This is a genomic window from Micromonospora sp. NPDC023888 (assembly GCF_040639415.1).
In the GTDB taxonomy this organism is placed as follows: Bacteria; Actinomycetota; Actinomycetes; order Mycobacteriales; family Micromonosporaceae; genus Micromonospora.
The window spans coordinates 200,676-223,436 of record NZ_JBEZZW010000007.1 but is presented as its reverse complement, the minus strand read 5'-3'; the positions used below and the strand labels follow the sequence as shown (position 1 = coordinate 223,436).

At 71.1% G+C, this 22,761-nt stretch carries 21 protein-coding genes; 15 read left to right on the top strand and 6 right to left on the bottom strand.

The window, feature by feature from the left end; all coding sequences use genetic code 11:
• The first annotated feature begins 23 nt into the window (after positions 1-23).
• From AB0F61_RS09120 to purB, 3 genes are read left to right on the top strand one after another with little or no spacing between them, the layout of a single operon-like run.
• Positions 24-1,040, top strand: a complete 1,017-nt coding sequence (locus tag AB0F61_RS09120; protein ID WP_357805754.1) for a glycosyltransferase family 2 protein — start codon at positions 24-26, stop codon at positions 1,038-1,040.
• On the top strand, positions 1,033-3,408 hold the full coding sequence (locus tag AB0F61_RS09115) for a hypothetical protein (RefSeq protein ID WP_357805723.1): 2,376 nt from the start codon (positions 1,033-1,035) through the stop codon (positions 3,406-3,408). Before AB0F61_RS09120 ends, AB0F61_RS09115 begins: the two co-directional genes overlap by 8 nt.
• Positions 3,409-3,468: 60 nt before the next feature.
• Positions 3,469-4,893, top strand: a complete 1,425-nt coding sequence (gene purB / locus AB0F61_RS09110; RefSeq protein ID WP_357805720.1) for an adenylosuccinate lyase — start codon at positions 3,469-3,471, stop codon at positions 4,891-4,893.
• Between the two features lie 164 nt (positions 4,894-5,057).
• Here the strand turns inward: purB and AB0F61_RS09105 are convergent, their stop codons facing one another.
• Both AB0F61_RS09105 and AB0F61_RS09100 read right to left on the bottom strand, forming a co-directional pair.
• Positions 5,058-5,621: a YbjQ family protein gene (locus AB0F61_RS09105; protein ID WP_357805717.1), complete on the bottom strand. Its 564-nt coding sequence runs from the start codon at positions 5,619-5,621 to the stop codon at positions 5,058-5,060.
• 24 nt (positions 5,622-5,645) lie between these two features.
• Complete coding sequence (locus AB0F61_RS09100) at positions 5,646-6,329, bottom strand: DUF1986 domain-containing protein (protein WP_357805714.1); 684 nt, start codon at positions 6,327-6,329, stop codon at positions 5,646-5,648.
• 355 nt (positions 6,330-6,684) lie between these two features.
• Between AB0F61_RS09100 and purS the strand changes: the two genes are divergently transcribed.
• The 4 genes from purS to AB0F61_RS09080 all read left to right on the top strand — a co-directional run bounded on the left by purS (position 6,685) and on the right by AB0F61_RS09080 (position 11,116).
• Positions 6,685-6,948 (top strand): phosphoribosylformylglycinamidine synthase subunit PurS, encoded by a 264-nt coding sequence (purS, locus tag AB0F61_RS09095; protein WP_184180400.1) that lies wholly within the window; start codon positions 6,685-6,687, stop codon positions 6,946-6,948.
• Entirely contained in the window at positions 6,945-7,628 is a 684-nt protein-coding gene (purQ, locus tag AB0F61_RS09090; RefSeq protein ID WP_238685297.1) for a phosphoribosylformylglycinamidine synthase subunit PurQ, read from the top strand. The genes purS and purQ overlap by 4 nt, the downstream gene beginning before the upstream one ends.
• A gap of 67 nt (positions 7,629-7,695) precedes the next feature.
• Positions 7,696-10,356, top strand: a complete 2,661-nt coding sequence (gene purL, locus AB0F61_RS09085) for a phosphoribosylformylglycinamidine synthase subunit PurL (protein ID WP_357805683.1) — start codon at positions 7,696-7,698, stop codon at positions 10,354-10,356.
• 4 nt (positions 10,357-10,360) lie between these two features.
• Positions 10,361-11,116 carry a 2-phosphosulfolactate phosphatase gene (locus AB0F61_RS09080; RefSeq protein ID WP_357806011.1) on the top strand — a complete coding sequence of 252 codons (756 nt, stop codon included), beginning with the start codon at positions 10,361-10,363 and terminating at the stop codon, positions 11,114-11,116.
• Between the two features lie 139 nt (positions 11,117-11,255).
• On the opposite strand, the gene AB0F61_RS09075 is transcribed toward AB0F61_RS09080, so the two are convergent.
• A complete protein-coding gene (locus AB0F61_RS09075; RefSeq protein ID WP_357805680.1) occupies positions 11,256-13,337 on the bottom strand; it encodes a hypothetical protein in 2,082 nt (693 codons plus the stop codon).
• Between the two features lie 161 nt (positions 13,338-13,498).
• Between AB0F61_RS09075 and AB0F61_RS09070 the strand changes: the two genes are divergently transcribed.
• The 5 genes from AB0F61_RS09070 (at position 13,499) to amcA (ending at position 18,197) form a co-directional block, all read left to right on the top strand.
• Positions 13,499-13,852, top strand: coding sequence for a sterol carrier family protein (locus AB0F61_RS09070; protein WP_357243539.1), 354 nt, complete (start codon positions 13,499-13,501; stop codon positions 13,850-13,852).
• Between the two features lie 166 nt (positions 13,853-14,018).
• Entirely contained in the window at positions 14,019-15,557 is a 1,539-nt protein-coding gene (gene purF, locus AB0F61_RS09065; protein ID WP_357805662.1) for an amidophosphoribosyltransferase, read from the top strand.
• Positions 15,558-15,616: 59 nt separating this feature from the next.
• Positions 15,617-16,771, top strand: a complete 1,155-nt coding sequence (purM, locus tag AB0F61_RS09060; protein ID WP_357805659.1) for a phosphoribosylformylglycinamidine cyclo-ligase — start codon at positions 15,617-15,619, stop codon at positions 16,769-16,771.
• Between the two features lie 126 nt (positions 16,772-16,897).
• The gene (gene amcB, locus AB0F61_RS09055) at positions 16,898-18,001 is read left to right on the top strand and encodes a cyclophane-forming radical SAM peptide maturase AmcB (RefSeq protein ID WP_357806008.1); all 1,104 of its coding nucleotides are present in this window, start codon (positions 16,898-16,900) and stop codon (positions 17,999-18,001) included.
• Positions 17,970-18,197 carry a multiple cyclophane-containing RiPP AmcA gene (gene amcA, locus AB0F61_RS09050; RefSeq protein ID WP_357805642.1) on the top strand — a complete coding sequence of 76 codons (228 nt, stop codon included), beginning with the start codon at positions 17,970-17,972 and terminating at the stop codon, positions 18,195-18,197. The genes amcB and amcA overlap by 32 nt, the downstream gene beginning before the upstream one ends.
• Positions 18,198-18,333: 136 nt before the next feature.
• On the opposite strand, the gene AB0F61_RS09045 is transcribed toward amcA, so the two are convergent.
• Entirely contained in the window at positions 18,334-18,549 is a 216-nt protein-coding gene (locus AB0F61_RS09045) for a DUF3073 domain-containing protein (protein ID WP_357805639.1), read from the bottom strand.
• Between the two features lie 302 nt (positions 18,550-18,851).
• Positions 18,852-19,934 carry a Glu/Leu/Phe/Val dehydrogenase gene (locus AB0F61_RS09040; protein WP_357805630.1) on the bottom strand — a complete coding sequence of 361 codons (1,083 nt, stop codon included), beginning with the start codon at positions 19,932-19,934 and terminating at the stop codon, positions 18,852-18,854.
• A gap of 193 nt (positions 19,935-20,127) precedes the next feature.
• Here AB0F61_RS09040 and AB0F61_RS09035 point away from each other — a divergent pair, with 193 nt between their 5' ends.
• Both AB0F61_RS09035 and AB0F61_RS09030 read left to right on the top strand, forming a co-directional pair.
• Positions 20,128-20,967, top strand: a complete 840-nt coding sequence (locus AB0F61_RS09035) for a hypothetical protein (RefSeq protein WP_357805627.1) — start codon at positions 20,128-20,130, stop codon at positions 20,965-20,967.
• A gap of 250 nt (positions 20,968-21,217) precedes the next feature.
• Positions 21,218-21,427, top strand: coding sequence for a BldC family transcriptional regulator (locus tag AB0F61_RS09030; RefSeq protein WP_007073996.1), 210 nt, complete (start codon positions 21,218-21,220; stop codon positions 21,425-21,427).
• Positions 21,428-21,509: 82 nt separating this feature from the next.
• Here the strand turns inward: AB0F61_RS09030 and AB0F61_RS09025 are convergent, their stop codons facing one another.
• Complete coding sequence (locus AB0F61_RS09025) at positions 21,510-21,899, bottom strand: PPOX class F420-dependent oxidoreductase (RefSeq protein WP_357805612.1); 390 nt, start codon at positions 21,897-21,899, stop codon at positions 21,510-21,512.
• A gap of 53 nt (positions 21,900-21,952) precedes the next feature.
• Between AB0F61_RS09025 and AB0F61_RS09020 the strand changes: the two genes are divergently transcribed.
• The gene (locus AB0F61_RS09020; protein WP_357805609.1) at positions 21,953-22,732 is read left to right on the top strand and encodes a class I SAM-dependent methyltransferase; all 780 of its coding nucleotides are present in this window, start codon (positions 21,953-21,955) and stop codon (positions 22,730-22,732) included.
• Positions 22,733-22,761 lie beyond the last annotated feature (29 nt).

Genomic DNA, 22,761 nt, shown 5'->3' with positions numbered 1-22,761 from the left:
GTGCGGAACGGGGCCGTAACACCATGGAGTCCGTCGTCCCACGGACGACCACCCTCTCGGTGGTCATCCCGATGTTCAACGAGACCGCGGTCATCCCGGCCCTGGTCGCCCGGCTGCGGCCGGTGCTTGACGCACTCGGTGTCGACTACGAGGTGGTCGCCGTCGACGACGGCAGCCGGGACGACACGGTGTCGGTGCTCTTCGACCACGGTCGGGACTGGCCGCAGTTGCGGGTGCTCCGGCTGCGGCGCAACAGCGGCCACCAGGCGGCGCTTACCGCTGGCCTCCACCGTGCCGTCGGCCAGTGGGTGGTCAGCCTCGACGCCGACCTCCAGGATCCACCGGAGACCATCGCCGAGATGCTCCGGGTGGCCCGCGAGAACGGTGTGGACGTCGTCTACGGCGTCCGCGCCGACCGCAGCACCGACACGATCTTCAAGCGCAACACCGCCCGGGGCTACTACTGGGCGATGCGCAGGCTCGTCGGCACCGAGCTGCCCGCCCAGGCCGGCGACTTCCGGTTGCTCAGCCGGGACGTGATCGAGGTGCTGCGCCGGCTGCCCGAACGCGCCCCGGTCTACCGGCTGCTGGTGCCGTCGCTCGGCTTCCCCAGCGCCGAGGTGCGCTACGACCGCGCGGCACGAGCCGCCGGGGAGACGAAGTATCCGCTGCGCCGGATGGTGGCCCTGGCCTGGGAGAGCACCGCCAACTTCTCCGCCGCGCCACTGCGACTGGCCACCTGGTTGGGGATGTCGAGTTTCCTGCTCTGCCTCGCGCTTATCGTGTTCGGCGTTGTCGTCCACGTCTCCGGTGCCACGATCCCCGGCTGGACCTCGATGTTCGTCGCCGTGCTGCTGCTCAGTGGGGTGCAGTTGGTCTGCCTCGGCCTCCTTGGCGAATACGTCGGCCGGATCTACGCCACGGTGCAGAACCGGCCGGCCTTCCACGTCGGATTCGACTCGCTGGACGAGGTGCCGGCCGCCGAGACGGCGGCGGAGAGCCGGGCCGACTTCGGGCCGGCGGTCAGCGCCCGTGGCTGACACCCTGCTGGCCGAGCGGATCGACACTCCGGCACCGGTGGCCCGTCGGAACGCCCTCCTGCCGGTACTCACCACGCTCCCGTGGGCGCTCGTCATCGCCGCCCTGTTGCTCGTCTGGTCCCGCGGCGACGTGCCGGCCCCTGACCTCGTCCGGTTCTCCGCGTACTGGGTGTTCGCCCTGGTGCTCCCCGGGGCCCTTGTGCACCGCGCACTGCGCGGCAGCCGGGGCAACCTGCCGGAGGACCTCGCCTACGGTGCGGCCACCGGCCTGCTGCTCGAGATCGTCGCCTGGGCGTCGACCGCGGCGACCGGCCAGCAGTCCCTGCTGCGCTGGTGGCCGCTGCCCGTGATCCTCGCCTTCGCCGCCGTCCCCGGACTACGCCGGCACTGGCGGGTCGGCGAGCGCCGACCGCTGCCGGTCCGGTGGCACTGGGCAATGGGTGCGGCGCTGCTGGTGGTGGTGGCCTGGGGGTACGTCCAGTGGCGGATGGTGCCACTGCCCCCGGTGCACGGAGACTACTACCAGGACCTGCTCTACCACCTCGGGCTGGTGCAGGAGCTGACCCGGGCGATGCCGTTCGAGTTGCCGCACGTCGCGGGGGAGGGGCTGCGCTACCACTACCTCTCCGACGCGCACATCGCCAGCGCCAGCATGATCACCGACATCGCGCCCACGACGGTGCTGCTGCGATTCTGGCTGGTGCCGGTGATCGGCACGGCGGCGGTGCTCGCGGCCGGGCTCGCCCGCGACCTGAGTGGTGCCGTCTGGGCCGGCCCGGTGGTCGCCGTCGCCGGCTTCGTCGGGACGACTGTCACGCTCGGCTCGGCGGTGGGCGCGTCCGGTGAGATGCCGCTGTCGTACGCCAGCCCGTCCCAGACGTACGTGCTGGTGCCGTTGCTGCTGCTCGTCGGGCTCTGCGTCGACGTGGCGCGAGGGCGGTCCCTCGGCCTGGCCTGGGCGCTGGTGCCGGTGCTCGGCCTGGTCTGTGCGGGGGCGAAGTCCAGTGCGTTGCCACCGCTGATCGCCGGCCTGGGTCTCACCGCTGTCGTGTTCTGGTGGCGGGAGCGGCGGCTGCCGCGGCCTGCCCTGGTGGCGCTGGCCTGTCTCGTGGCGGCGATGGCGCTCGGGTTCCGGCTGTTCGCCGGTGGCGGGGCCTCGACGCTGCGCGTGCAGGCGTTGGCGTTGCTGCACTTCATCGGCCCGTACTCCGAAACGCTCGGTGGGGGCGACGGAATCTGGCCGGATGCGCCGCTGCCGCCGGGCATCAACGACGGCGGTGCCATCGGCTGGCTGCTGGCGTTCTCCGTGGTCGCCTGGTGGGTGCTGGGTCAGGCGCCTCGGTGGGTGGGCATGAGTCTGCTCGTCGAGCGGGAGCACCGGGCCGACGCGGCCGTCTGGCTGCTCGCCGGCACGGTGCTCGCCGGAGCTGCCACCACCTGGGTGTTCCAGCACCCGTCGATCAGCCAGATCTACTTCTGGATGGGTGTCATCCCGGTCGGCGGCGTGTTGACCGCCTGGTCGCTCGCCATGGCCCGGGCACCCTGGCCGGTGCTGGTGGTGCCCGCCGTGGCCGGCGCGGTGGCGGCGCTGGCCACGGCCGGCACGGTGGTGGGTTTCGCGTGGCCGAAGATCGCCCGACCCGGCACCCCCTACACCTCGACCATCGAGGGATGGCTCCGGGTGCTGGGTGCGTCAGCGGTCCGGTACGCGCTGTTCGTGGCGGTGGCCGCCGCGCTCGCCGTCGGGGTGGGCGTCCTGTGGCGGCGGCGCGTCCCGTCACCGGGCGGCCGTCGGCGGACGGTGACGATTGCGGTGGCCGGGGTCACCGCCGCGATGCTCGGTGCGAGCGGCGCCGTCGCCGTGGGCGGGGTCGTCCGCTCGATGCTTACCGAGCCGGTGCCGGCGACCGGGCCGCAGCCGTACGCGCTGACCGCCGACGAGATGCGCGCGGCGTTGTGGCTGGACGAGCATGCCGCCGCCGACGACGTGGTCGCCACCAACGTGCACTGCCGGCCGGTGCGGACCACCCAGCACTGCGATGCCCGGGCGTTCTGGGTGACCGGTCTGGGCGGCCACCGGACGGTGGTGGAGAGCTGGGGTTACACCGACGCGGTCGTGGCCGCGCACGGCGTCGACAACCTGGGGTACGCCCGACAGAACTTCCCCGACCAGGAGTTGCTCGCGTTCAACGACCGGGTGTTCACCACGCCGACCCCAGCCGACCTGGATCGGCTCCGGACGCGGCACGGGGTCCGGTGGCTGTTCGCCGACGCCAGGGCGGGCGCGGTGTCGCCGGAGCTGGCCCGGCTGGCCGAGGTTCGGCTGGTCGCCGGCTCGGTCACGGTCTACGAGGTCAGCCGCCCCTGACCGCCTCGGCAACCCGGCCCGGTACGGGTGTCGACCAGCGGGTGCGGGACAATGAGGTACGTGACGACGATCCCCAACGTGCTGGCCAACCGGTACGCCTCGCCCGAACTGGTCGCCCTCTGGTCTCCGGAGGAGAAGGTCCGGATGGAGCGGCGGCTCTGGCTCGCCGTGCTCCGCGCCCAACGTGACCTGGGCGTGTCGGTTCCGGACGGCGTGGTCGAGGCATACGAGCGGGTGCTCGACCAGGTCGACCTCGCCTCGATCGCGGAGCGGGAGCGGGTCACCCGGCACGACGTGAAGGCCCGGATCGAGGAGTTCAGCGCGCTCGCCGGGCACGAGCACGTGCACAAGGGGATGACCTCGCGGGACCTCACCGAGAACGTCGAGCAGCTTCAGGTGCGCGCCTCGCTGGAGCTGATCCGGGACCGGGTGGTGGCCGCCCTCGTCCGGTTGGGCTGGCTGGCCCACGAGCACTCCGAGGTGGTCATGACCGGCCGTTCGCACAACGTGGCGGCGCAGGCCACCACGTTGGGCAAGCGCTTCGCGTCGGCGGCGGAGGAGTTGCTCATCGCGTACGAGCGGCTCGAGGAGTTGATCGCCCGCTACCCGCTGCGGGGGATCAAGGGACCGGTCGGCACGGCTGCCGACCAGTTGGACCTCTTCGACGGCGACGCCGACAAGGTGGCCGAGCTGGAGCGGCGGGTCGCCGAGCACCTGGGCTTCTCCCGGGTGCTGGACAGCGTCGGGCAGGTCTACCCGCGCTCGCTGGACTTCGACGTGCTGGCCGCGCTCGCGCAGACCGCCGCCGCGCCGTCGTCGTTGGCGACCACGATCCGGCTGATGGTCGGCCAGGAGTTGGTCACCGAGGGCTTCAAACCCGGCCAGGTCGGCTCCAGCGCGATGCCGCACAAGATGAACACCCGCTCGTCGGAGCGGGTGAACGGCTTCGCGGTGATCATCCGGGGTTACCTGTCGATGGTCGGCGAGTTGGCCGGTGACCAGTGGAACGAGGGGGACGTGTCCTGCTCGGTGGTCCGCCGGGTGGCGCTGCCGGACGCGTTCTTCGCCGCCGACGGGCTGTTCCAGACGTTCCTCACAGTGCTCGACGAGTTCGGCGCGTACCCGGCGGTGATCAACCGGGAGTTGGAGCGCTTCCTGCCGTTCCTGTCCACCACGAAGATCCTGGTGGCGGCGGGGCGGCGGGGCGTCGGCCGGGAGGTCGCGCACGAGGTGATCAAGGAGCACGCGGTCGCGGTGGCCCTGGCCATGCGCGAGCAGGGCTCGCCGGAGAACGACCTGTTCGACAGGTTGGCGGCGGACGGCCGACTCGGCCTGTCCCGCGCCGACATCGACACCCTGGTGGCCGACCGCTCCGCCTTCGTTGGCGCCGCTGCCGCGCAGGTGGAAGCGGTAACCCGCCGGATCACCAAGGTGGTCCAAACCCACCCGGACGCCGCAACCTACTCCCCACCCCCCATCCTCTGACCCGCCCACACCCCCACCGCCACCGCCACCCCCACCCCCTTCCGCGCAGCCCAGTTGATCAAGAGGTTTGCGTCAAGTGGAAGATCGAAAATGACGCAAACCTCTTGACCACCCGCGTGCCGTGAGGTGGGTGGGTGTGGGTGGGGCGGGTCGGTGGGTTGGGGTTAGTCGCCGGTCGCGGTTTCGGCGGCGGTCCGGAGGTTGGGGGCGCTTGCCGGCTCGGCGATGCCACCCGGCGATTCCGTGAAGCCCGCGACCTCCGCCGTCTCCGCGGCGACCGCCGGCTGGTCCGCCGGCATGACCTCGGGCATCTTGGGTACGGCCACCACCGCCGTTCCGTACGCGCAGATCTCCATCCACATCTCGCCGCAGTCACGGCTGTCGAAGCGCATGCCGATCACCGCGTTCGCGCCGAGCCGCAGGGCCTCCTCGCCGAGCCGGGACACCGAGTCGGTGCGCCACCGGGTCAGGTTGTCCGGGGCCATCGGGTCGTACGCGCCACCGCGCAGGTTCTTGACCCCCTCGCGGTACGGGTTGCGTGTCCTGGCCATCGAGGACACGACCTCACCGAGAATCTGGCGGATCTCATAGCCGGGCAGTTGCTCTGTCGTCACGACCAGCACGGTTCCGATGCTGTCAGGAGTGGCCCGACCCGATCGGGTGCATTGTTCACCTGATCGGATGCTGCGAAACGACGCGGCGCGGACGGCCGACACGCAGCCGACCATCCGCGCCGCCCGGGGCGCTAACCGTCAGACACCGGCCACCGAGGTGATCCAGGCCCGGTTGTACGCAACGCTGCCGTAGTTCTGGATGCTGTAGCCGTCTGCGGTGGAGGCGACACCGACCTGCTGGCCGTTGTAGAACTGCGGGCCACCCGAGTCGCCCCGCCAGGCGTTACCGCTGATCTCGGTGCTGCGGATGGCCTGCCCGCCGTACGCGTCGGTCACGCTGTTGCTTGTCACCCGCACGGTGGCGGTCTTCAACTGGCTGGACGCGGAGCAGCCGCTGTAGCAGGTCATGCCCCACCCGTAGATCGAGTTGGTCGAGTTGATGGGTGGGTTGCTGCTGGCCAGGCTGACCGTCGACGTGCTGACGGTGCTGGAGAGCCGCATCAGGGCGAGGTCGTTGCGGGTGTAGGTGGCGCTTACCGTGCGGGTGACCCCGCCCGAGGCGCGGTAGACGCTGCCGACCCGGACCGACATGGTGCCGCTGATGCAGTGGCGGGCGGTGAGCACCCACTGGGCGGCGATGACGCTGCCGGAGCAGGTGAACGAGCCGTTGCTCATGACCGCCGCCACCCAGGGGGCGGACGCGACGGTGTCGCCGCCGATGATGGGTTGCGGGCCGGGCGGGGCGGCGGACGCGGCGGACGCGGCGCCGAGGGCGCCGACCAACGCGGTGCTGAGTACGGCGAGCAGGGGGCGGATGCGCATCGGGGGGACTCCTTGGACGGGGCGGACCCGGGGTCGCCGGGTGCGGAAGGGCGACAGCGGGGGTTCCGGCCGTCGCCTGAATCGACTTACGTCGATGTACGATAGGGCCCGAGGTCATCGTTATCAAGATTTTGATCGGGATTGATCAATGTAACGATTCGGCTACCGGAAGCGCCGTGTATGTCCTGCTGAGGGCACCTGTCGCGCTCCCTGGGTCACCCAGAGCGTCGGTAATGTCGATCACTGCCTGAACTGCACCCGGCCGGTGCGCCCGTGGCGATATCTGCCAGGTACGCTGGCTGCGCTCGCCCGTTGTGGGTCGGCACCCAACTGCGTACACAGTCAGGAGTGCCCAGTGCCTCGCGTCGTCGTCGACGTCATGCTCAAGCCCGAGATCCTCGATCCGCAGGGCCAGGCCGTCGCAAACGCGCTGCCCCGGCTCGGCGTCGGTGACGTCGCCTCGGTTCGGATCGGCAGGCGGATCGAGATCGAGTTCACCGGTGAACCGGACCTGGACCGCGCTCGGGAGATTGCCGACAAGCTGCTCGCCAACCCGGTCATCGAGGACTTCACCATCCGCCTGGTCGAGGCCGACGAGACCGCGGACGCCCGCTCGTGACCGCCCGGGTCGGTGTCGTCACCTTCCCCGGCTCGCTCGACGACGGGGACGCGGCCCGGGCCGTCCGGATCGCCGGTGCCGAGCCGGTCCGGCTCTGGCACGGTGACCCGGATCTGCACGGGGTGGACGCGGTCGTGCTGCCCGGTGGCTTCTCCTACGGTGACTACCTGCGTTGCGGTGCCATCGCCCGGTTCGCCCCGGTGATGGAGACGATCGTGGACGCCGCCCAGGGCGGCCTGCCGGTGCTCGGCATCTGCAACGGCTTCCAGATCCTGTGCGAGGCGCACCTGCTGCCCGGTGCGCTCACCCGCAACCAGCACCTGCACTTCCGCAACCGGGACCAGGTCCTGCGCATCGAGTCGGCCGGCACCGCGTGGACCAACGCGTTCCAGCCCGGCCAGGAGGTGCTCATCCCGGTCAAGAACGGCGAGGGCTGCTACGTCGCGGACACCGCGACGCTGGACCAGCTCGAAGCCGAGGGCCGGGTGGTCGCCCGGTACGTCGGCGGCAACCCCAACGGGTCGCAGCGCGACATCGCCGCGATCACCAACGCCGCGGGCAACGTGGTCGGCATCATGCCGCACCCGGAGCACGCGGTGGAGGCACTCACCGGTCCTTCGTTGGACGGCCTCGGCTTCTTCACGTCGGTCCTCAAGCACCTGGTGGGGGCGCCGGCATGACCGGCGACACGATCATCGGTCTGCTCAACCGCCGGTCTGGCGGGCACGAGCGCAGCGAGGAGAGGTCATGACCACCCATCCGGATCCGGTACGCGACACGCCCGAGGCGTACTCCGCTCCGGCGCAGCCGGCCGAGCCGACCCCGGCGCAGCCCGTCGCCCCGGCCCCGCTGCCGCCCACCGCCGTGTGGACCGAGGGCGTGGACACGGTGCCGCGCGCCGGCGGCACTCCGGGCGAGCTCCAGCCGTACACCGAGCTTGGTCTGCGCGACGACGAGTACGACCGGATCCGCCAGATCCTCGGCCGTCGGCCCACGCAGTCCGAACTCGCGATGTACTCGATCATGTGGAGCGAGCACTGCTCCTACAAGTCGAGCAAGGTGCACCTGCGCCAGTTCGGTGAGAAGGCCCCGCACAGCGACCGGTTGCTCGCCGGCATCGGCGAGAACGCCGGCGTCGTGCAGATCTCCGACGAGCTGGCGGTGACCTTCAAGGTCGAGTCGCACAACCACCCGAGCTTCGTCGAGCCGTACCAGGGCGCGGCGACCGGCGTCGGCGGCATCGTCCGGGACATCCTCGCCATGGGCGCCCGCCCGGTCGCGGTGATGGACCCGCTGCGCTTCGGTGCCGCGGACCACCCGGACACCGCCCGGGTGCTCACCGGCGTGGTCGCCGGCGTCGGCGGCTACGGCAACTGCCTCGGCCTGCCCAACATCGGTGGTGAGCTGGTCTTCGACCCCTCCTACCAGGGCAACCCGCTGCTCAACGCGCTGTGCCTGGGCGTGCTGCCGGTCAACCGGTTGCAGAACAAGGCCGCCGCCGGCCCGGGCAACGTTGTCGTCCTGATGGGCGCGAAGACCGGCCGGGACGGCATCGGCGGCGTCTCGGTGCTGGCCAGCGCCACCTTCGACGAGGGCAGCGAGGCACGCCGACCCGCAGTGCAGGTCGGCGACCCGTTCACCGAGAAGCTGCTGATCGAGGCGTGCCTGGAGCTGTACGACGGCCAGTTGGTCGTCGGCATCCAGGACCTCGGCGGCGCCGGCCTGACCTGCGCCCTCACCGAGACCGCCGCCGCGGCCGGCACCGGCATGCGGGTCTGGCTGGAGCGGGTGCCGCTGCGTGAGCCGTCGATGGACCCGCACGAGATCCTGGCCAGCGAGTCGCAGGAGCGGATGCTGCTTGTCGTCGAGCCGGAGAAGCTCGACGCGGTGCTCAAGACCGCCGAGAAGTGGGGCGTGCTCGCCACCGCGATCGGCGAGGTCACCGCACCGGAGCCGGACGGCCGCCCCGGCCGACTGCTGATCACCTGGCAGGACCACCTGGTCGTCGACGTGCCGCCGGGTTCGCTCGTCGACGACGGCCCGGTCTACGCCCGGCCGATGCGCGAGCCGGCCGACCTGATCCTGCTCCAGGCCGACCGGGCCGAGACGCTGCCCCGCCCGGCCGACCCGGAGGCGCTGCGGGAGACCGTGCTGCGCATGATCGCGTCGCCGAACCTGGCCGACAAGACCTGGGTCACCGAGCAGTACGACCGCTACGTGCTGGGCAACACAGTGCTCGCCCAGCCGGAGGACGGCGGCGTGATCCGGATCGACGAGCGGACCGGGCTCGGCGTGGCGCTGTCGGTGGACGGCAACGGCCGGTACGCCAGGCTCGACCCGTACAACGGCACCAAGCTGGCGCTGGCCGAGGCGTACCGGAACGTGGCGGTGACCGGCGCGAAGCCGATCGCCGTGACCAACTGCCTCAACTTCGGCTCACCTGAGGACCCGGGCGTGATGTGGCAGTTCGCCGAGGCCGTGCGCGGCCTCGCGGACGGTTGCCTGGAGCTGGGCATCCCGGTGACCGGCGGCAACGTCAGCTTCTACAACCAGACCGGCGCGGCGGCCATCCACCCGACCCCCGTGGTCGGTGTGCTGGGCGTGCTGGACAACGTCGCCGACCGGGTGCCGATGGGCTTCGTCCCGCGCGCCGGTGGCGACCACGACCAGCTCTACCTGCTCGGCGAGACGAACGTGGAGTTGTCCGGCTCGGAGTGGGCCTGGGTGACGCACGAGCACCTCGGTGGCATCCCGCCGCAGGTCGACCTGGCCCGGGAGAAGGCGCTCGCCGACCTGCTGGCCGAGGCCGCCCGGGTGGGTCACCTGGCCTCCGCGCACGACCTCTCCGACGGTGGTCTCGCCCAGAGCCTGGTCGAGGCCTGCCTGCGCCGCGGCGTCGGTGCCCGGGTCGCGGTGCCGGAGCAGTTCACCGAGGGTTCGATGCCGTTCGTCTACCTGTTCAGCGAGTCCGCCACGCGGGCGCTGGTGTCGGTGCCGCGGGGCCACGACAAGGCGTTCGCGGCGCTCTGCGCCGAGCGGGGTGTGCCGTTCGAGCTGATCGGTGTGACCGACCCGTCCGGTGGGGCGCTCGAGGTGCACGGTCAGTTCCGGATCGACCTGGACGAGCTGCGCAGGGCACACACCGAGACGTTGCCGCGCCTCTTCGGGGGCTCGGCGGCAGTCGAGGTGCCCGCTCCGGCAGCCGGCGTGGCGGGCGCGGTCGAGGCCGTCCCGCTGCCGGTCGCCCCGGCCGAGCCGATCGACCCGGCTGAGGTGGTCTCCGAGCCGATCGCCTCTTCGGGGCCCTCCCCGGAGACCGGCGCTGTCGAGCCGATCGGTCCGGCACAGCACGGTCGGTCGTCCGAGTCTGACACCGGTGTCACCGAGCCGTCGCCTGACGAGCGCTGAGGCGTTGGCGGCCGCTGTCTACGGCCAACCCGGTTCCGGTGCCCGGTTCGACTGGGGGCTGACCGGGGCGGCCGAGCTCGGCCGGGTCTGCGCGGCGCTGGTGGTGGTGGACGTGCTGTCGTTCACCACCGCCGTGGAGGTGGCGGTCGCCCGGGGCATGCGGGTGCACCCGTTCCCCTGGGGTGAGCAGGCCGCCGAGTACGCGGTGCGCGTCGGCGCGGTCGCGGCGGTGGGCCGACGTCGGGTGAGCGCGGAGCACCCGTGGTCGCTCTCGCCGGCCGCGCTGAGCACCGCACCTGTGGTGGCGGATCTGGTACTACCCTCGCCGAACGGCTCCGCCGTCAGCGCCGCCGCCAGCGCCACCGGCCTCCCGGTGGTCGCGGCGTGCCTGCGTAACGCCCGGGCCGTCGGGCGTTGGCTGCGCCGCCAGGGGTACGGCACCGTGGACGCTCCGATCGGCGTGATCGCCTCGGGGGAGCGGTGGCCGGACGGATCGCTGCGCCCGTCGGTGGAGGACCAGCTCGGTGCCGCATCGGTGCTCGACGCTCTCTCCGGCGTACCTGGCGGGTTGTCCGTGGAGGCTGCCATGGCACTTGCCGCGCTGGCGAGCACCCCGGATGTGCCGGCCGCGGTGCGGGGGAGCGTCTCCGGGCGGGAACTGACCGAGGGCGGCTTCGCCGAGGACGTGGATATCGCCGTCCGGGTCGGCGTGTCGGACGTCGTGCCGGTGCTCTACCAGGGTGTCTTCTCCGCCGCCTGACCGGTGATCGACTCGGTCTGCCTGAAGTCGCGGTATCCAGGCAGGCGGGATACCGCGACGTCATTGACCACGAGTAGATCTTGAGTGCGAAACGGCCACCCGGAGATCCGGGTGGCCGTTTCGGTGCGCTGTGGTGGGGTCAGTCGTCCAGCCAGTCGAGGCGTCGGCCGCCCCGGTCGGTCGGCGGCGGGGTCTCCGGTCGGGACCGACCGGCGGCCGGTTGGCCGTAGCCGCCCTGCTCGTAGCCGCGGTCGTCGTAGCCACCGCGCTGCTGCGCTGGAGGCTCCTGACCGTAGGTGCCACCCTGGTCGTACCCGCCGGCGGGTTGGCCGTAGCCGCCCTGCTCGTAGCCGCGGTCGTCGTAGCCACCGCGCTGCTGCGGCGGAGGCTCCTGGCCGTAGGTGCCACCCTGGTCGTACCCGCCGGCCTGCTGACCGTAGCCGCCCTGCTCGTAGCCGCCGGCCTGCTGGCCGCCATACCCGGCGGTCGGCTCGGCGGCCCGACCGCCGTAGGGAGCCGGGTCGGGCTGGCCGTACCCCTGTCCCTGCTCCGGCTGGTAGACGCCCGTGGCGTACGGGTCGGCAGGTGCCGGGTACTGGGTGTTGTCGCCGGTGTACCGGCCGGTCGGTTCGTCGTACCGCTCGCCGTAGGCCGCTCCACCAGCGGGAGCCGGCGGGTAGGCGGCGGTCCCCCCGGCGGGAGCGGTGTAGTCACGGCTGCCGTAACCGCCGCCGGAGGCGGGCGCGTTGCCGTAGCCGCCACCCGACGCGGGCGCGTTGCCGTAACCGCCACCGGAGGCCGGCGCGTTGCCGTAACCAGCGCCGGAACCGGGTGCCGCGCCGTAGGCGTCACCGGCGCCGTAGCCGCCGTCGGCACCTGCCGGGGCGCCGTAACCGCCACCGGAGGCGGGGGCGTTGCCGTAGCCGCCACCCGACGCGGGCGCGTTGCCGTAACCGCCGGCCCCGTACCCGCCGGGTGCTGGCTCGTCGCCGTAGCCGGCGCCGCCCCAACCCTGCTGCCCCGCACCGCCGTACGTCTGCGCTGGCGCACCGTACGGGTCCGGTGGGACGTCGTCGACCACCGGGCGGTGCATCATCGTCGGTGCCTCGCTCAGCGCCGCACCGCCGACCATCGTCGGGTCCGCAGCAGCACCGGGTCGGCCGCCGGCCATCCGGGTCTGGTCGTCGGCGCCACGGAAACCGCCCCGTGCCGGCGGCACGACAGCGCCGCCACCAGCCGCGGCCGGGGCGTCGTCGTCGCCGCCGTTCTCCTTGCGCTTCATCCAGAGCAGGACGATCGTGCCCACACCAGCGGCCACCAGCAGGCCACCGAGCAGGATGATCAGGTACGAGCCGGCGCCGCCGCCGTCCTCGTTGTTCGAGGCGTTCGCCGGGGGGCCGGCGCTGGCGTCGTCCGCTGCCTGGTCCTCCTCGCCCTCCTCGGCCGGCTCCTCGGTCGGAGTCGCCTCGGCGGTGGCCGACGGCGTGGCGCTGGGCGTCACCTCGACCTTGATCGCGAGGCTGATCCGTTGCCCGGTGATGGACTGCCCGGCAGCGGCGTTCAGAGTCTTCCTGGCCTGCACGTTGTCGAAGGTGGCACCCAGGTCGATCCGACCCGGTGCGATCGGGTTGCTCGTGCTGCCGGTGAAGCGGAAGTTGCCGCTGCCGTCGCTCGTGGTGTCGAACCGCTTGCCGGTGCTGTCCAGCAGCATGACCACTGCGTTCGGCACCGCCTTGCTGTCGGCCTGGACGACCACCTTGCCGGAGATCGACTGCACGGTCTGAGTCGGCGGCGGCGCGGCGGCCTTGCCCTTGACGGTCAGCGCCACGGTGGCGGTGTCCGGGCCCGAGTCGGCCTCGACGGCGACCGTGATCGTTGCTGTCGCGTCACCAGCGCTGTCGTTGGCCGCGATCCTGACCAGCACCGACTTTGTCGGGTTGCCCAGGCCGCCGTCAGGGAAGTCGAAATCGCCGCAACCGCTGGCACAGGTGACACCGGACGGCAGACCAGAGAGACTGATCTTGCCCTTTTTGTCGTCGTTGCTGCCCGTAACGCGCACGGTGACCGTGGCGTCGCTGCCGGCGTTCACTTGGACCGAGTTCGCCGAGACGTCGACATCTGCGGCCAGGGCTGGTGTGGCGGGGACGGCGAGCAGAGCGCCGGCAACCAGCGCTACGACCACACCGGCCCGCTGCTTCCAGGCACGTCGGTGTGTTGACACGTCCACCGCCTTCCGGGCTGACTTCCCTCTGACCGGCGGGGCGCCGGGCCGGGGATCATCACGGTACGAATACGCCGTCGGCAACTATGCCTTGTCCGACTGGATCGGCGCGACCCAGGGCCAATGTCAAGTGTTCGGCCCGCGGGTCGTATCGTCCCTTCGTGTCCTCTCCGCACAGTAAGTCCGCTGCCGTCGCGGCGGCGTTGTCGGCGCTCGACGAGGGGCGTACACCCGAACGGCCGGTGTTCCGAGAGGCGGTCCGGTCGCTGTTGGCCATCCTCGCGGAGCGCGCCCCCGGCCGATCGGTGGAGGTGCGCGTTCCACCATACGGTGCGATCCAGTGCGTACCCGGCCCTCGACACACCAGGGGAAACCCGTCAAACGTGGTCGAGATGGCTGCGGACACCTGGTTGGAGTTGGCTACCGGGCGGATCGGGTGGGCGGAGGCGGTCACCGAGGGTCGCGTCCAGATGAGCGGTGTCCGGGCGGACCTCTCGGCCTATCTGCCCCTCTGATCGTCCGATGTCCTACTCATGGTGACGCTCAGCATAGGAAACGTGACTATCTGTGTCGATGGCGATTCGCGTACACTGTCAGGCGATGAGAGTGGTCCCGGCAGACGAGTGTGGATCCGCACGTGATCCCGCCCAGCCGGTCCAGACCAGCATGAGGGAGCGGTAGGTGCCCCGAGGCGACGGCCGGCTGAGCCACGACCTTGACCCCCAACGACCTGGCCCCCAAGACGCCTGTGGTGTCTTCGGCGTCTGGGCGCCCGGCGAAGAGGTCGCCAACCTGACCTACTTCGGCCTCTACGCCCTGCAGCACCGCGGCCAGGAGGCGGCGGGCATCGCGGTGAGCGATGGCTCCGGCGTGGTGGTCTACAAGGATCTTGGCCTGGTGGCCCAGGTCTTCGACGAGCCCACCCTGGCGAGCCTGCGCGGCCACCTGGCCATCGGGCACGCCCGTTACTCCACGACCGGCGCGTCCAACTGGGAGAACGCCCAGCCCACGATCCGGTCCACCACCTCCGGCACGACCATCGCGCTTGCCCACAACGGCAACCTGGTCAACACGGCCGAGCTGGAGAAGGAGGTCGCCGAGCGCGGCCTCGTCGCGGACGGTTCGACGAACGACACCTCGCTGGTGACGATGCTGCTCGCCGGCCGACCGGATCTGTCGGTCGAGGCCGCCGCACTGGAGGTGCTGCCGCAACTGCGCGGCGCGTTCAGTTTCGTCTTCATGGACGAGTCGACCCTCTACGCGGCCCGCGATCCGCACGGCGTCCGCCCGCTGGTGCTCGGCCGCCTGGAGCGCGGGTGGGTGGTGGCCAGCGAGACGGCCGCCCTGGACATCGTCGGCGCGAGTGTGGTCCGCGAGGTCGAGCCGGGCGAGTTGATCGCTATCGACGAGAACGGGCTGCGCTCCACCCGGTTCGCCGCGCCCGAGCCGAAGGGCTGTCTCTTCGAGTACGTCTACATCGCCCGCCCGGACGCCACGATCGCCGGGCGCAACGTCCACGCGGCGCGGGTGCAGATCGGTCGGCAGTTGGCCAAGGAGCACCCGGTCGAGGCCGACCTGGTGATCCCGGTGCCGGAGTCCGGCACCCCGGCCGCCATCGGCTACGCGGAGGCGTCCGGCATCACCTACGGCGCCGGCCTCATGAAGAACCCGTACGTCGGTCGCACGTTCATCCAGCCGTCGCAGACCCTGCGTCAGCTCGGCATCCGCCTCAAGCTCAACCCGCTGCGGGAGAACGTCCGGGGCAAGCGGTTGGTGGTCGTGGACGACTCGATCGTGCGCGGCAACACCCAGCGCGCCATCGTCCGGATGCTGCGTGAGGCGGGGGCGCTGGAGGTGCACGTCCGGATCTCCTCTCCGCCCGTCAGTTGGCCGTGCTTCTACGGCATCGACTTCGCCACGCGGGCGGAGCTGCTGGCCAACGGGTTGGACAACGACGGCATCCGGCGCTCGATCGGCGCCGACACGCTGGGTTACGTTTCCCTTCCTGGCCTGATCGCCGCAACCGAGCAGCCGAAGACCCGGCTGTGTCGGGCATGTTTCGATGGGGAGTACCCGATCGAGTTGCCAGCCGGCAACCTGATCGGCAAGCACGTGCTCGAAGGGGTGGGGCGACGGGTCGCGAACTCGACGCCGGAAGCTCCGCACACCAACGGCTCGTCCGTCGCCACTCCGGGTGGCGTTACCGCAAACCGCCCGTAGCACCAACCGGCGCGGCCCGGCCACCGTCGGCGCGGCACCGAGAACCAAAGGGGAGAACCGTGACGCACGTGTCCGAGCGCAGCGGCGCAGGAAGCAGCCCGACCGGCGCCGGCGGCGACCGACAGCCCTGGACGGCCGGCACCAGCCGGCAGGCCCGCAAACGCTCGGTCTCGTACGCCGACGCCGGAGTCTCCATCGACGCGGGCGACCGCGCGGTGGAGCTGCTCAAGTCGAAGGTGCGTCAGACCCGCCGCCCTGAGGTGCTGGGTGACCTCGGTGGGTTCGCCGGTCTGTTCCGGCTGGACACGAAGAAGTACAAGAGCCCGATCCTGGCGTCCTCCACCGACGGCGTGGGCACCAAGCTGGTGATCGCTCAGCAGATGGACATCCACGACACCGTCGGCATCGACCTGGTCGCGATGGTCGTCGACGACCTGGTGGCCTGTGGTGCCGAGCCGCTGTTCCTGCTCGACTACATCGCCACCGGCGAGGTCGTTCCGGACAAGGTCGCCGAGATCGGCGCGGGCATCGCCGACGGCTGCCGCTACGCCGGCTGCGCACTGCTGGGCGGGGAGACCGCCGAGCACCCCGGCGTGCTCCGCCCGGACGAGTACGACATCTCCGCGACCGGTGTCGGCGTGGTCGAGGAAGCCGACATCCTCAGCCCGGAGCGGGTCGAGGTCGGCGACGTGGTGATCGCCATGCGCTCGTCCGGCCTGCACTCCAACGGCTACTCGCTGGTCCGGCACGTGCTGCTCGGCGCGGCCCGGATGCGACTGGACATCGTGATCGACGACTTCGGTCGGCAGCGGACCCTGGGCGAGGAGTTGCTCACCCCGACGAAGATCTACGCCAAGGACTGCCTCAAGCTGATCGCCGAGGCGGAGGTGCGGGCGTTGTCGCACATCACCGGCGGCGGCATCCCCGGCAACCTGGTCCGGGTGCTGCCGGAGCACGTCGACGCGGTGGTCAACCGGTCCACCTGGAAGCCGCAGCCGATCTTCGACCTGATCCAGTCGAAGGGTCGCATCGACGACCAGGACATGGAGTCGACCTTCAACATGGGCGTCGGCATGTTCGCGATCGTGTCGGCCGAGGACGCTGACCGCGCGCTGGCGACGCTTACCGGCCGTGGGGTCGAGGCGTGGCAGGCCGGCGAGATCATCGAGGGCACCGGCAACGTGCAGATGGTGGGTCAGCACACCCGAGGTTGATCACGGGCTGGTGATCGTACGGGCACCTGATCAGGGCTTCACCCGAGTGGCCAATGCCGCCTAGCCTGAAGGGCTCAGGACAGGCGGAGGAGGGCGATGGCTGCTCGGGGACAGTTGTTCAGCGGGATGCGCGGTCTGGCGGCCGTCCCGTCGTACGTCGTCATGCAGCCGACCACCCTTTGCAACCTCGACTGCACGTACTGCTACCTGCCGTTTCGGGCCGCCGACCAGCGGATGCCGGTGGCGGTGGCCGGGGCTGTCGCGGCGGCGGTCAATCCCTGGGCGGCGGCGGGCCGGTTCTCGGTGGTGTGGCACGGCGGTGAGCCGCTGGCGGCCGGCCGGGAGCACCTGGCCGACCTGATGGCCCCGTTCGGGCCCGAGGTCGAGCATCACGTGCAGACGAACGCCACCCTGATCGACGACGACTGGTGTGACTTCTTCACCCGGCACGAGATGCGGGTGAGCGTGAGCGTCGACGGGCCCCGGGCGCGCAACGGTGACCGGGTCAACCGGGGCGGCCAGCCGGCGTACGACCGGATCCTGCGGGGCGTGGCCGCGTTGCGGCGGCACGATCTGCCGTTCTCCGCGCTGGCCGTGGTGTCCCGACCGGAGCCGGGGCTCGCCACCGAGCTGTACGACTACTTCCTCGAGCTGGGTTGCGACGTGTTGGGCGTCAACATCGAGGAGACCGAAGGGGTCAACACCCGCGACAACAGCCACGACCCGGCGGCGGTGACCGGCTTCTGGGCCGAGTTGGTCGCGGCCTGGCGTCGGGAGCCCCGGATCCACCTGCGCGAGATCGAGTGGTCGCTGCGCTACGCAGCGGCCGTGCTCGACAACTCGGCGGACGCGGTGCTGCCCCGCCAACTGGACCCGATCCCGACGATCGGTCACGACGGCTCGGTGATCGTGCTGTCCCCGGAGTTGGCCGGCTTCAGCGACCCTCGCTACGGCGACTTCAGCAGCGGCAACGTGCTGCAGACCCCGCTGGCGGAGATCCTCGCCGGTGCGGCGGCGACGCCGTGGGTGGGCGAGTTCCTGGCCGGGGTGGAGGCGTGCCGGGTCTCCTGCCCGTACTTCGGCTTCTGCGGGGGCGGCCATGCCGCCAACCGTTACTTCGAGCTGGGGCGTTTTGACGGTACCGAGACCGAGCACTGCCGCAACAGCAAGATCCGCCTATTGGAGGGAGTGTTGGAGCATGCCCGAGACCACGAGTCACCGGCGCCCTGAGCGCGAAGCGGACGACGGCGTCACCGAACGGGTGCGGGAGGTGGGTCCCGCACTCATCGCGCTGCTACAGGAGGCCGAAGACGCGCGGAGGCTGCGCTCCGAGGTTTCGGGAAGCGACGGCACCAGCGCGGTGTGCGCCTGGAACCACTTCGAGAACATCCCGACGTTCTACAACTGGAACAACCGCCCACGCTGAGGTGAGCCACGATCGGGGGCCTGTCGAGCGACCGGAGTGACTCCGGTCGGGTCAGGCCCCTGATCGTCGGCTACTGCACCTGCACGGAACGTGCGTGAGCACGCGGCCTTACCGCGTGCTCAGTTGCGTCGAGAGGTCAGCGGGTCGGATGGACCCAGGGATCCGGGTCGTCGTCCGCGTGATCCTCATCATCGTCGTCGACGAACTCTTTAGAGTCGTCGTCGAAGTGGTGCTCAGACTTACCAGCACCCGCCAGTTCGCGCTGCAAGGCGGTGAGGTCGGTGTTCGGGGAGTGGTACTTCAACTCCCGGGCCACCTTCGTCTGCTTGGCCTTAGCACGGCCGCGCCCCATGGCTCGACCCCCTCGCACAGAATGCGGGGCAGCCCGAAGGCGGGCCCCGATGACGTCAGGCATCTCTCGTGGCTCTTACGGTACATGGGGATGCCATCGTTCGGCACCTCGGGTTACCGTCAGCCGGCTCTGCGCGTCGCGTCGATCCGGCCGTCACCCAGTGTACTGGGTAAGGAGCGGATCGGTTAGCACCCGTGACACCGGACAAACCGCATCAAAGTTGACCCGACGTCAGCCTACCCAAGCGAGCCGGCCGAGGGAGGCCCGGAGGCGGATTCCCGTCGATCCGCCTCCGGGAACGCTCAGCGCAGGTGGATCCCGCGCAGTCGGCCGATGTCCGCCATCCGCCGCTCCGCCAGCCGGTCCGCGGCCACCGCCGGCGGCACGCCCTCGGCGTCAGCCAGGCGCAGGATCTCCCGGGTGGTGTCGTAGATCCGGGTCGCCCGCAGCTTCGCCCGATCGAAGTTGAAGCCCTCGATCTCGTCGGCCACCTGGATGACGCCGCCCGCGTTGACGACGTAGTCCGGGGTGTAGAGGATGCCCCGGTCGGCCAGCAGCTTCTCGATGCCGGGGTGGGCGAGTTGGTTGTTGGCCGCACCGGCCACCACCTTGGCGCGCAGCGCCGGCACGGTGTCGTCGTTCAGGGCGCCACCCAGCGCGCAGGGCGCGTACACGTCGATGTCCGCGGCGGCCAGGGCGCTGGCGTCGTCAAGCAGGGTGACCTGCGGGTGGTTGGTACGCACCCACGCCAGCGCCTTCGGGTTGACGTCGGTGGCGACCACCTCGGCGCCATCGTCGAGCAGGTGCCCGGTGAGGTACTTGCCGACCTTGCCCAGCCCGGCCACACCGATCCGCCGGCCCCGCAGGCTCGGAGTGCCCCAGACGTGCTCGGCGGCCGCCCGCATGCCCTGGAAGACGCCCCAGGCGGTGAGGATCGACGAGTCGCCGGCGCCGCCGTGCTCCACGCTGCGCCCGGTCACGTAGCGGGTCTCCCGGGCCACGACGTCCATGTCCGCCACGTACGTGCCGACATCGCAGGCGGTGTAGTAGCGACCGCCCAGCGACTCCACGAAGCGACCGTACGCGCGCAGCAACGCCTCGCTCTTGATCTGCTCCGGGTCACCCCAGATGACGGCCTTGCCACCGCCCAGGTCCAGCCCGGCGAGCGCGTTCTTGTACGCCATCCCGCGCGACAGGTCGAGCACGTCGGCGAGGGCGTCCTCCTCGCTGTCGTACGGGTAGAAGCGGGTGCCGCCGAGCGCCGGCCCCAGCGCGGTGGAGTAGATCCCGATGATCGCCTTCAGGCCACTCTGCTTGTCCTGGCAGAAGACGACCTGTTCGTGACCTGTCGATACCGGGTCGTCGGTGCTCGCGAATACACCCATTGTTGGCTCCTGGAGTGGTGTGCGCCCTTGTGGGACGCGGACCTGGTGGACGCCGGCGGGGATGCTGCCGGTGTGATCGAGCCTAGTATCGGCCGCCGGGTGGGCGCTCGACGCGCCGCCGCCGTCCCACGTTGCGGCGCGCGCGGTCCGGCCGCTGACCGCGTCCGGGCGCGGTTCGTGGGAGGATCGCGCCGTGCCGTCGCTCTTCGCTTCTTACCTGCGCGTGTACGAACCGTTGACCGCCTTCGACCGAGACCGGCAGAGCTACTGGCGCCGCTACGTCTCGGAGGGGCGGGCGGTGGCCCCGGTCGAGGGTCCCGGCCGACAGCGGACGGCGGTGATCGAGGCGCTGGGTGCTGGCTGGACCAGGCTGCCGGACCTGCCCGAGGAGGCGTACGTCCTGGAGACGGACGACAGCCTGCTGGTCTGCCCGTGGAACCTGCGGATCCGGGTCGCTGAGGCGGCGCTCAGCGCCCGGGACGGGGTGCCCTCGGTGCTCGCCGACGCCTTCGTGCCGCCGGTGCTGGCCGGGCAGGCCCGGGCGGTGGTCGACGACTGGCGCAGCGGGGCCCGGGTGCTGGAGCACGGGGTGCCCCGGGTGCACGAGCAGATCGCCACGTGGGGCGTGCCGCTGCGCTGGTTCGTGCTCTTCGAGCCGGCTGAGCGGGATCTGGTCGCCCAGCCGGGCCGGCGGGCGCTGCGCTACCGCACGGAGATCTCCAAGGCCCGTCGTCGGTCGTCACGGGCACTGTCCGTGCTGCGCAAGTCGGTGGGCGAGGCGCCGATCACCGAGGCGGTGGAGGAGGCGGCTCGCTGGTTGGAGGAGTTCCATCCCCGGTCGGTGGTCGAACTGGACTACGGCGGCCTGGTCGACCTGCTGTCCGACGAGACTCTCGCGGCGGACGACTCGCCCGAGCTGGTCGCCGAGGGCCTGGCGGGGTTGTCGCGGGGTGAGGCGGAGGAGGCGTCCGCCGCGTACGACAAGTTGGTGGCCCGGTGGCGCGCGGTGCAGCTCCTGGAGCGGTGCAACTAGGGCAAATGGTCGTAGGAGCGCTCCCAAGGCGAGTTGCACTCGTAGTTGACGCATCACGAACCGTGATCATGAGTCCGAATAAGGTAGATTCTGCCGTGTAAAAGTCGTAAAAATCGGGCATGGTTCATCCGTCCGTCTAGGGACCTTCATCCGTTCGGCCCATGTCGGACATCGGGGACTAGCCGGACCATGGGAGACGCGTCGGCCGGCGGGACCCCGGCCGATGTCTATACATGTGGAGGAGTGACCGATGGCATCGCGAACGCACGAACCAGAGCCGCTACTCACGCCGGCCGAGGTGGCGTCGATGTTCCGTGTCGACCCGAAGACGGTGACCCGGTGGGCCAAGGCGGGCAAGCTCAGCGCCATCCGCACCCTGGGTGGTCACCGTCGATACCGCGAGTCGGAGGTCAGGGCGCTGTTGCAGGGTCAGATCCCGCAGCAGCGGCAGGGCGACTGAGCGGCACCAGTTTTTCCGGTCAGGGGCGGTGGATCTCGATCCGCCGCCCCTTTCCATGGCCGGGCCGAGGCCCGACCACCCCTCAGCGCCGGCCCTCGGCCAGCGTCACGCGGATGCCGACCGTGCCGCCCTCGCCGCGGCGCAGCCGGCTGCCCAGCAGGCTCAGCCGGCCGATCAGCCGGTACTTGTGCTTGAGCAGATCACGAACCCGACCGGTGTCACGGCCGCCGCAGATCGTGGCCTGAGCCGGCACCTCCGCCCCGTGCGGACGCCCCCGAACGTCGCAGGGCGCCACTGTCACCTGACCGTTGTTGCGGATCCGCTTGACCTTGCCCGAGTCGGCCCGGGTCCAGACCGCCAGCGCCTCACCGTCGCGGACCGCCCAGACGGGGGTCGGCACCGCCCGACCATCCTTGCGGAAGGTCGTGAGCAGGATGTACTTCTCGGCCGACAGCCGGTCCAGCGTGGTCACGCCGCCAGGATAGGCCGCCACCGGCCGCTGAGTGGACAGATAGCGTGAACGTCGTGACGGGTGAGCCTCAAATCGGTGACGTGATCGGCGAACTGCTGCGGGACACGCTTGCCGTGGCCACCGGGGTGGGCCCCCGACCGCTTGTCGGCGGCCGACTACCCCGGCCGGTCATCGAGATCATCGAGCGGGACGACGGTCTGATCAATGGCGCTCCGGCCGCGCACTACCTGGACGGGCCGCAGGAGTGGCAGCCGTACGACCACCGGGCCGTGGACCGGGTACGCGGCGAGACGCTCGACATCGGCACCGGCGCCGGTCGGATCGCGCTGCTGCTCCAGGAGCGCGGCGTACCGGTCACCGGGCTGGACACCTCGGCGGGCGCGCTCGCGGTCAGCCGGCGTCGTGGCGTCCGGCGATTGGTGCACGGCACCGTCGACACGCACGTCGCCGACGGTCGGCGGTACGACACGTTCCTGCTGCTCGGCAACAACCTCGGGCTGTTCGAGGGTCGGCAGCGTGCCCCCGGGTTCCTGGCCGCGCTCGCCGCGCTGGCCCGACCGGGAGCGCAGATCATCGCGCACGGCACCGACCCGTACGGCACCCGCGACCCGCTGCACACCAGCTACCACGAGCGCAACCGCCGCCGGGGCCGGCTCGGCGGTCAACTCCGGCTCCGACTGCGCTACCGCGAGCTGGGCACCGAATGGTTCGACTACCTGGTCTGTTCGGCCGACGAGTTCGCCTCGCTGGTGCACGGCACCGGCTGGCGGCTCACCGATGTGGACGACCGGGACGCCCCCTACTACCTGGCCACCCTGCGCCTCGCCCAATGAGCGACGGCCCCCGCGCCAGCCGGCGCGGG